We start from the raw sequence: 8,484 nt of genomic DNA, 5'->3' as shown, positions 1-8,484 counted from the left end.
CCCCCAGCCGATATCGGCGGCGTCGTCGGCTGCGATGGCGACAGCCGTGCCGTCAGCCTCGACGCGAAACACGGAGAGAAAGAAGTGGCTGACGACAGCCCCGTCGGCGGCGTGTGTCTTCAGATCGTATGTCGCGAGAAGGTTAGGGCTCTCGGCCTTTATGCCTGTCTCCTCCTCGAACTCGCGCAAGGCTGTCTCCTCAGGCGTTTCGCCGGGTTCGGCCCGGCCTCCCGGGAAGGCATACATGTCGGCCGACGGCGGATTGCGCCGGAGCACGAGGAGGAACCTGTCTCCACGCTGGAGGATAGCGGAGGACGCCGCCTTCGGAATGGAACTCATGGGGATGCCGCATTGATCTTGTGTTGGCTGTGCTTGGCGCCGCCGTCGTTCCGCCGGATATTGAGTTTGGCGATTCGAAGGAGCTATCGTGACTTATATCATCTATGCCGCTGCAGCTGTTTTCGAGATTGCCGGTTGCTTTGCTTTCTGGGCATGGCTGAGAATGGCAAAGCCCGTCTGGTGGTTGGCACCGGGCATGGTGTCCCTGGCGCTTTTTGCATGGCTCCTGACGTTTGTGCCAAGCGAGGCCGCCGGCCGCACCTTCGCCGCCTATGGCGGTATCTATATCGTGGCTTCCCTGATGTGGCTGTGGATCGTGGAAAGCCGGGTGCCCGACCGCTGGGACATCGGCGGTGCGCTCGTCTGCCTCTGCGGCACGGCAGTGATCCTGTTCGCGCCGCGTGGCTGAGTTAGACCAGCCTTGACCGCGACGGGTCGGAGTGCAAAGACATCCCTATGTGTGGACGTTATGCGCTGACGATATCCCCCGAAGAATTGAAGGAAATCCTCGGAATCATCGATCTCGAGGACTTCCCCACGCGCTTCAACATTGCCCCGACCCAGCCCATTCTCGTGGTCGTTTCTGATGAAACGCGGGAGAAGGGCAGCAACCTTCCGGAGCGGCGCGCGGTCCTCTTGCGCTGGGGATTTACACCGGGCTGGGTGAAAGACCCCAAGCAGTTTCCGCTCTTGATCAATGCCCGCGCCGAGACAGCGATCGGCAAGGCGTCGTTTCGCGCGGCCATGCGCCATCGGCGCGTGCTCGTGCCCGCTTCCGGATTTTATGAATGGCATCGCCCGAGTAAGGAGAGCGGCGAGAAGTCCCAGGCCTATTGGATCAAGCCACGGCGCGGCGTCGTCGTCGCATTCGCGGGCCTGATGGAAACTTGGTCCTCTGCCGATGGTTCGGAAGTCGACACCGGCGCGATCCTGACGACTGCGGCAAATGCTGCCATCGCTTCGATCCATGACCGCATGCCCGTCGTCATCAAACCGGAGGACTTTTCGCGCTGGTTGGATTGCAAGACGCAGGAACCGCGCGACGTAGCCGACCTGATGAAACCGGTCGAGGAGGATTTTTTCGAGGTAATCCCCGTTTCCGACAAGGTCAACAAAGTGACCAATATGGGGGCCGATCTGCAGGACAGAGTGATGGTCGAGAAGCCGCCGTCGCTGCCTGAAAAGAAAAAGCCGGACGACGGCCAGCTGAGCTTCTTCTAATCCGACATTCCCACCGCATCATTTTCCGGAAAATTACATGATCTCCATCTCGGCCGCGCTTGCGGGCTTCTTCCTTGGTGCCTCGCTCATCATCGCAATCGGCGCACAGAACGCATTCATTCTGCGTCAAGGACTGCTGCGGTCGCACGTCTTCATCCTGTGCCTGATCTGCGCCTTATCAGATGCCGTGCTGATTGCCGCCGGCGTTGCCGGGCTTGGAACCCTCGTCTCCCGCTCGCCGACGCTCATCTCGCTCGTGACGATAGGGGGCGCGATCTTCCTCGGCACATATGCGGTTATGGCATTCCGCCGTGCATTTCATCCGGGCGCGATGCAGGCGGGTTCTCCGCAGGCTCTGAGCCTGAAGGCGGCCGTCGCGACATGCCTGGCCTTCACTTTTCTGAATCCGCATGTCTACCTGGATACGGTCGTTCTGCTCGGCAGCCTGTCCGCGGCCTATAGCGGCGCGGACCGCTTGGCCTACGGCCTCGGCGCGGCGACCGCATCGTTCGTCTGGTTCTTCGGATTGGGCTACGGCGCACGCCTGCTGCAGCCGGTCTTCGCAAAACCTGCTGCCTGGCGGGTTCTCGATGTCATAATCGGCATTGTCATGGCGTTGCTGGCGATCAGCCTGCTCGTTCGCTTCTGCAGCCCTGCTTAGGTCTCCGGCATTCCGGCGAGCAACAACCCCTCGAGGATCGGCTCGATGCGGTCAGGGTTCTTGGCGGCTTGGCCGGCGCGGATACGGGCGACGGTGACACCGGGCGAGAACGCAAGCAGGCCTGTAAGGTACCGCCGGGCGTCCTCTATGCGCCCGAGCCGAGCATTGGCTGCAATCAGCATCCAGAAGCATGGACCGTAATAGGCGTTGGCCGCCACGGACTTGTGCGCCCAGGCCAGCGCCTCTTCATAATTGCTGCGCACCATTTCGACATGAGCCAGGCCGGTAAGGTTCCAATGAGCGCCCAGCCTGTTTGGACTTAGTCGGTCATCGTGGCTCCGATCTTGCTGATGCAAACGCGTCCTAACAAATCGGCGCAGTCAGGTCGCGCGCGATGATGGTACGTGTCGGATTTTCAAGCAGTCCGCATAAGTAGAGCGGGCTGAGGGCAGCAGCCCGCGGCGCCGGCCCTAGGCAGTCTTCTTGACGAAGGGCGGCTTGCTCTTGAGCATCAGGGCGGCCGCAAGGACGGCCTTAAGGCCGAGCGGGCGGTAGTTAGCGCTGAGGTCGGACTTTGCCGGCTGTTCGACGCTTGTCTTCTTCGGGGTCACAATACTCTCCTTACGTGCTGTCCCTAGACTCTTATTTTTATTGCTCTTTTGCCTGTAATAGCGACAAAATAGAGGCGCCGCGTATCAGGAATTATGTATCCAATGCATAATTCGCGAGGCTTGAGTCAGGCATTCTTCCGCAAGGAAAGTCGGAAAATATCAGATGTGACGGCCGATATCGTCTTCGCCGACGCCGGGTTCCTCGATCGTCAGTGTGCCGTATTTGCGCTTCCATTTGCGGGCGCCGAAGGGCAGCGTGAGGAGGTAAAGAACCGCGGTCACGACCATGACTTCCCAGGTAAAACTCGATAGCAGCGCAACGTAGAGAACGACGCCGAGCATGACAGGAAGCACCAGATCACGCCGCAGCCTGCTGCCCTCGGACTTGCCGGACCATACGGGCAGACGGCTGATGAGCAGGCACGCGATCAGAACCGTGTAGGCGGAGGAGATATAGGCGAAGGTACGATCCGTCGTCAGGCCGAGGAAGCCGAGATAGACGGGCAGCAGAACCAGCATCGCGCCGGCTGGCGCAGGCACGCCGACGAAATATTCGGACTGCCATGTTGCCTTGTTTTCGCGCTCGGCCATGACGTTGAAGCGAGCCAGGCGAAGACCCGCCGCAATGGAATAGATCAGGGCGGCGATCCAGCCGATCGAGCGGGCCTGATCCAGCGCAAAGACATAGACGACCAGTGCGGGCGCCACGCCAAAATTCACGATGTCCGCCAGTGAATCCATTTGCGCACCGAACTTCGACGTCGCCTTCATCAGGCGCGCAACGCGGCCATCGATCCCGTCGAGGAATGCAGCGAGAAGAACCATGCCGACCGCCAGCTCGTACCGGTTCTCGAACGCAAGGCGGATACCCGTGAGGCCGGCGCAGATCGCCAATATCGTGATGAGGTTGGGGATGATGAGGCGAAGCGGGATTTCGCGAAGCCGCGGTCCGCGGCCCGAATCATCGGGAGGGCCATTGGGTTCGAAGGGCGGGAAGGGCGTTTCCATGTCGCTCTCCAGTACTGTTAGCTTCGGCGGCTGACGATCGGACCCTTGGCTGAGCCAAATTCGGCCAGCACCGTTTCTCCGGCGATTGCCGTCTGGCCGAGTGTCACGCGGGGTGCTGCGCCTGCCGGCAGAAATACGTCCAGGCGCGAGCCGAAGCGAATCAGGCCGAAACGCTCACCTGCATCCAGAGGTTCGTTCGGGTTTGCCCAGCACAGGATACGCCGTGCAACAAGTCCGGCGATTTGAACAACGCCGATCTGGCCATGCTTGGTTTCCATCACGAGGCCGTTGCGCTCGTTGTCCTCGCTTGCCTTGTCGAGCTCGGCATTCACGAAGCTGCCCGACCGGTAGTTGACACTGACGATCCGCCCGCGCGCCGGGGAGCGGTTCACGTGGCAGTTGAAGACGTTCATGAACACCGAGATGCGCAGCATCGGCTCGCTGCCGAGGTTCAGTTCGGCAGGCGGCACGACCAACTGGACGGACGACACCCTGCCATCGGCCGGGGAGATGACGAGATCGTCGTCCTGAGGCGTCATTCTCTCGGGGTCACGGAAGAAATAAGCGCACCACAGTGTCAGAAGCAGCCCGATCCAGAACAGCGGCTTGAAGATCCAGCCCAGGATCAGCGATGCGACGAAGAAGGCGGCGATGAAGGGATAACCTTCCTTGTGTACCGGAACGATCGTGTTGCGTACCGTATTGAACAAGCTCATTTATACCGCTCTCCTAAAGCATGTCTCCCAAAGGCGGGAGCCGGCTTCGGGCCAAAGACATGCGTGAAAACAAAGAACTAAAGCGCGACAAGCGAATCTCAAAGATCGCGCCGTGCTTTAGCATTCTTTTCTCACCGCTGGTTACAGGGAAACCGCCGCCGGGGCAATGCTACGGCTCCATGACCCACATCTGTGACAGGCTTCTGAACAGTAAAGCGGCCGGATTGCCGTCCACCCAGGCTAGCTCGCGGGCGCAAGCCTGTTCACGACGCCCATGTCGTCGCTCTCGCGGACCTGCTTCAGATGCTCTTCGGCCTGCGTGGCTTCGCGCTGGCGGTTCCACATCGAGGCATAGAGGCCGTTCCTTTGCAAAAGCGCGGCGTGCGTGCCGCGTTCAGCGATCTCGCCGCTTTTCAGAACGATGATTTCGTCCGCACTGATGACCGTGGACAGGCGGTGGGCAATGACGAGCGTCGTGCGGTTCTTGGATACGACATCGAGTGCGGTCTGGATGTCCCGCTCGGTGGTCGTGTCGAGAGCGGACGTGGCTTCGTCAAGGATCAGAATCGGTGGCGCCTTCAGGATCGTCCGCGCGATCGCGACGCGCTGCTTCTCGCCGCCCGAGAGCTTCAGGCCCCGCTCGCCGACCTTGGTATCAAAGCCCTCCGGCAGCAGATCGATGAAGTGCGCGATCTGGGCGATCTCGGCCGCAGCCTTTACGTCTGCATCAGTCGCCGATGGACGCCCGTAGCGGATGTTGTAGGCAACCGTATCGTTGAAAAGGACGGTGTCTTGCGGAACCATGCCGATTGCCGATCGCAAGCTCTTTTGGGTCACCGTCCTGATATCCTGGCCGTCAACCGAAACCGAACCGCTCTGGATATCGTAGAAACGGTAGAGCAGACGCGACAATGTCGATTTTCCGGCGCCCGATGGCCCAACGACGGCAACGGTCTTACCGGCCGGCACCTCGAAGGAAATGCCTTTGAGGATTGGACGGGCAGGGTCGTAGGAAAAATGCACGTCCTTGAAGGAGATGGCGCCTTGATTGATGTCCAGAGGGGCGGCATCGGGCGCATCCATCACTTCAGCCTTGACTTCGAGGAGATCGAACATCTGCTCGATATCCGTCAAGCCCTGGCGGATTTCGCGGTAGACGAAGCCGATGAAGTTCAACGGGACGGAAAGCTGCAGCAGCATGGCGTTGACGAAGACGAAGTCGCCGACGGTCTGCTCGCCGCGCTGGACCGCGAGCGCCGACAGGATGAGCATCACCGTCGTGCCAAGTCCGAAAATCACCCCCTGGCCGAAGTTGAGCCAGCCGAGCGAGGTCCAGACATCGGTGGCCGCTTTTTCGTAGCGTTCCATCGACCTGTCGAAGCGCCGGGCCTCCATCTCCTCGTTGCCGAAATACTTCACCGTCTCGAAGTTGAGGAGAGAATCGATCGCCTTTGTATTGGCGTCAGTATCGCTGTCGTTCATCGTGCGACGGATGGCGATGCGCCAGTCGCTGGCGCGGATCGTGAACCAGATATAGGCCCAGACTGTGAATGCGGTGACCGCGAGGTAGGAAAACCCATAGCCCCACCAGAAGACGATGGCCGTCAGCAGGAACTCAATCAGCGTCGGGACAGAGTTGAGAATCGTGAACCGCACGATGGTTTCGATTCCCTTTGTGCCGCGCTCGATAACACGCGAAAGCCCGCCCGTCTTTCTCTCGAGGTGAAAGCGCAATGACAATTCATGCATGTGCACGAAGGTCTTGTAGGCCAATTGCCGAACCGCGTGCTGCCCGACGCTGGCGAATAGCGCGTCGCGCAACTGGTTCAGACCGAGTTGGAGCAGGCGAGTGAGGTTGTAGGCGATGACCAATGCCGTCGCGCCGACAAGCAGGTCCGGCACCTTGCCGGCCAGGTCCATCTTGCCGTTCAGCGCATCCGTCGACCACTTGAAGAAATAGGGGACGAGCAGCAGCACGAACTTGGAAACAAGGAGATAGACCGACGCCCAGACCACTCGCATCTTGAGATCCGTCCGACCGGTCGGCCACATGTAGGGCCAGAGATTGAACAGTGTCCGCAGGAGGTTGGAATCAGAGACTGTTTTGTCATTTGCCATGCGAATCTCCCGCCGAAAGGGCGCTGCGTTGCCGACAAATTTGGGAGCGGCGGAAATGCCAAAAAGGCCTCGCCGGACATGATCGTCGTCACCGCCATATAGGGGTTGGCGGGAGCAATACAACAAATGGACGCCGCAGGAAAAGAGCGGCCGGACATGATCTCCGTCCAGCCGCTCGATTAGGGCATGATCGCCTTAGAGGTGCTCGCCCGAAAGCCGCTTGCGATGAAGCTCTTCCGCGTTCGGCAGGGCATCCTTGGGAAGGCCGAAAATCTGGCCCGGCAAGATGCGGTCCGGGTTTGTGATCTTGTCCTCGTTGGCGACATAGATCGTCGTATAGCGCACGCCCGCGCCGTAGATGCGCCGCGATATCTGCCAGAGTGTATCGCCGCGGCGGATGATGACCGTCTCGTTACTCGGAGCGAGCGGTGCCTGCTCGATTGTCGTTGGCCCGCCTTGAGCTCCTGCGATTTCGTTGGTTGCGGGTGCATTCGCGGCCGGCGCAGTGGCAGAACCCGTCAGCTGGGCTATATCGCCGCCGAGCTTGCCGAGCGCATCGCCGACGGACTTCGCATCCGTGGGCAACGCCTGCAGCGTCTTCAGGGCACCCGCTGCGGCTTCTGCTGCCGTCGAGGCCTGCTGCTTGACGTCGGCTGCGGCATCGGCTGCGGTGCGAAAGTCCACGATGGCGCGGAGGGCAAACTCGTTGGCGGAGCGGGCTGCGGCGAGCTGTTCTGCTCCTGGCACCTTGCCGTCGGCAAAGAGCCCACTAAGAAGAGAGAAGGCCTTGGCGGCATCATTCTTCAGCTTTCCGAGCGCACCCTCGTCAAGCGGCACCATCGCTGTGGGGCCTCCGGCCTGAGGGGTCGCGTCCTGCGCGGCAACCGTTACCTGATTTCCTTCCGGGCGGTTGAAGTTCACAAAGGCACGAACTGCGACCTTGTCGGCGTCATCGAGAACGTCGACGCGAATCTTGTGATCGCCAATTGCGAGCGGCATCACGCCGTCGACAACGAAATGACCGTCGGGACCAGCTTTCGCCTTGCCGATCAGCTTGTCATCGGCATAGGCGACGACGTTCGCCAAGGGCTTCGCCGTGCCTGCAACAAAGATGTTGTCGCCTTCAATCTCGACAGCGCTGACCACAACGTCGGCAGCCGTTGCGGGGCCAGCATGCGCACCAGCGGCTGCAGGCGCGCTCGCCATATCCGTCGAGCCCGGCGCTTGGCTGGCGTTAGTTGCAGGCTGGCCCGACGGCGCAGTGGAGGCAACCTCAGCATCCGGCTTGGGTGCCGTGATGATTCTGCTTGCGGTGCCGGGCTTGGAAACCATCGCCAGCAACTCGGAGCTCTTGCCATCCTTGGGGACGGATACGGTTGCGACCTCTTCCGATGTCGACGCCTTGCCATCCTTGCCGGTGGCTCGCAGGACGAGCTGGTGATCGCCGGCGGAAAGCGGATTGTCGAGCACCGCGACAAAATCGCCGGTCGGACCGACGTCCGTCGTGGTCACGACTTTGTCCCCGTCCATGATTTCAAGCTTGCTGTTCGGTTCGGCCGAGCCGGCGATAACCGTCGAGCCATCCGGTTCTACGCGCAGCACGTCGAAGGTCGGGAGGTTGTTGGCGTTTTCGGCAGGGGACGCCGCGGACGGAGGCTGGTTGGCGGGTGCTGTTAGCTCAGGCGAGGCGGTCAGCGCTGCTTCGGCTTTCGCGATCGCGGCTGCCGCGTCGGCGGTGTTTTCCGGCAGCGCCTTGATGATGGTCAGTGCCTTGGCTGCGCCATCCTTGATCTTGGTGGCGGCCGCCGCC

The 8,484-nt window shown here is 60.9% G+C and carries 10 protein-coding genes; 3 read left to right on the top strand and 7 right to left on the bottom strand.

What is annotated here, in order from left to right; translation table 11 throughout:
• Positions 1-339 (bottom strand): NUDIX hydrolase (locus PMI09_RS10315; RefSeq protein ID WP_007792399.1); only part of this gene is annotated, 339 nt, incomplete at its 3' end.
• 88 nt (positions 340-427) lie between these two features.
• Between PMI09_RS10315 and PMI09_RS10310 the strand changes: the two genes are divergently transcribed.
• Genes PMI09_RS10310 through PMI09_RS10300 form a run of 3 tightly spaced genes read left to right on the top strand, consistent with a single transcriptional unit; the run spans position 428 to position 2,221 of the window.
• On the top strand, positions 428-748 hold the full coding sequence (locus tag PMI09_RS10310; protein ID WP_007792393.1) for a YnfA family protein: 321 nt from the start codon (positions 428-430) through the stop codon (positions 746-748).
• A gap of 47 nt (positions 749-795) precedes the next feature.
• Positions 796-1,560: an SOS response-associated peptidase gene (locus PMI09_RS10305; protein ID WP_007792391.1), complete on the top strand. Its 765-nt coding sequence runs from the start codon at positions 796-798 to the stop codon at positions 1,558-1,560.
• A 37-nt stretch (positions 1,561-1,597) separates the two neighbouring features.
• Positions 1,598-2,221 carry a LysE/ArgO family amino acid transporter gene (locus PMI09_RS10300; protein ID WP_007792388.1) on the top strand — a complete coding sequence of 208 codons (624 nt, stop codon included), beginning with the start codon at positions 1,598-1,600 and terminating at the stop codon, positions 2,219-2,221.
• Here the strand turns inward: PMI09_RS10300 and PMI09_RS10295 are convergent.
• From PMI09_RS10295 to PMI09_RS10275, 6 genes are all read right to left on the bottom strand, one after another.
• Positions 2,218-2,487 (bottom strand): hypothetical protein, encoded by a 270-nt coding sequence (locus PMI09_RS10295; RefSeq protein ID WP_007792386.1) that lies wholly within the window; start codon positions 2,485-2,487, stop codon positions 2,218-2,220. The two genes, PMI09_RS10300 and PMI09_RS10295, sit on opposite strands and share 4 nt — an antisense overlap.
• Before the next feature lie 204 nt (positions 2,488-2,691).
• On the bottom strand, positions 2,692-2,832 hold the full coding sequence (locus tag PMI09_RS31695) for a hypothetical protein (protein ID WP_007792383.1): 141 nt from the start codon (positions 2,830-2,832) through the stop codon (positions 2,692-2,694).
• A gap of 159 nt (positions 2,833-2,991) precedes the next feature.
• A complete protein-coding gene (gene pssA, locus PMI09_RS10290; protein ID WP_007792380.1) occupies positions 2,992-3,840 on the bottom strand; it encodes a CDP-diacylglycerol--serine O-phosphatidyltransferase in 849 nt (282 codons plus the stop codon).
• 17 nt (positions 3,841-3,857) lie between these two features.
• The gene (locus PMI09_RS10285; protein ID WP_007792378.1) at positions 3,858-4,556 is read right to left on the bottom strand and encodes a phosphatidylserine decarboxylase; all 699 of its coding nucleotides are present in this window, start codon (positions 4,554-4,556) and stop codon (positions 3,858-3,860) included.
• Positions 4,557-4,796: 240 nt separating this feature from the next.
• On the bottom strand, positions 4,797-6,674 hold the full coding sequence (locus PMI09_RS10280) for an ABCB family ABC transporter ATP-binding protein/permease (protein WP_007792375.1): 1,878 nt from the start codon (positions 6,672-6,674) through the stop codon (positions 4,797-4,799).
• Between the two features lie 195 nt (positions 6,675-6,869).
• On the bottom strand, positions 6,870-8,484 hold a 1,615-nt coding region (locus PMI09_RS10275; RefSeq protein WP_007792370.1), incomplete at its 5' end, for an Ig-like domain-containing protein.

This window comes from Rhizobium sp. CF122, assembly GCF_000282035.1.
GTDB lineage: Bacteria > Pseudomonadota > Alphaproteobacteria > Rhizobiales > Rhizobiaceae > Rhizobium.
The sequence above is the reverse complement of the archived record's forward strand: the minus strand, read 5'-3'. Positions and strand labels throughout refer to the sequence as shown.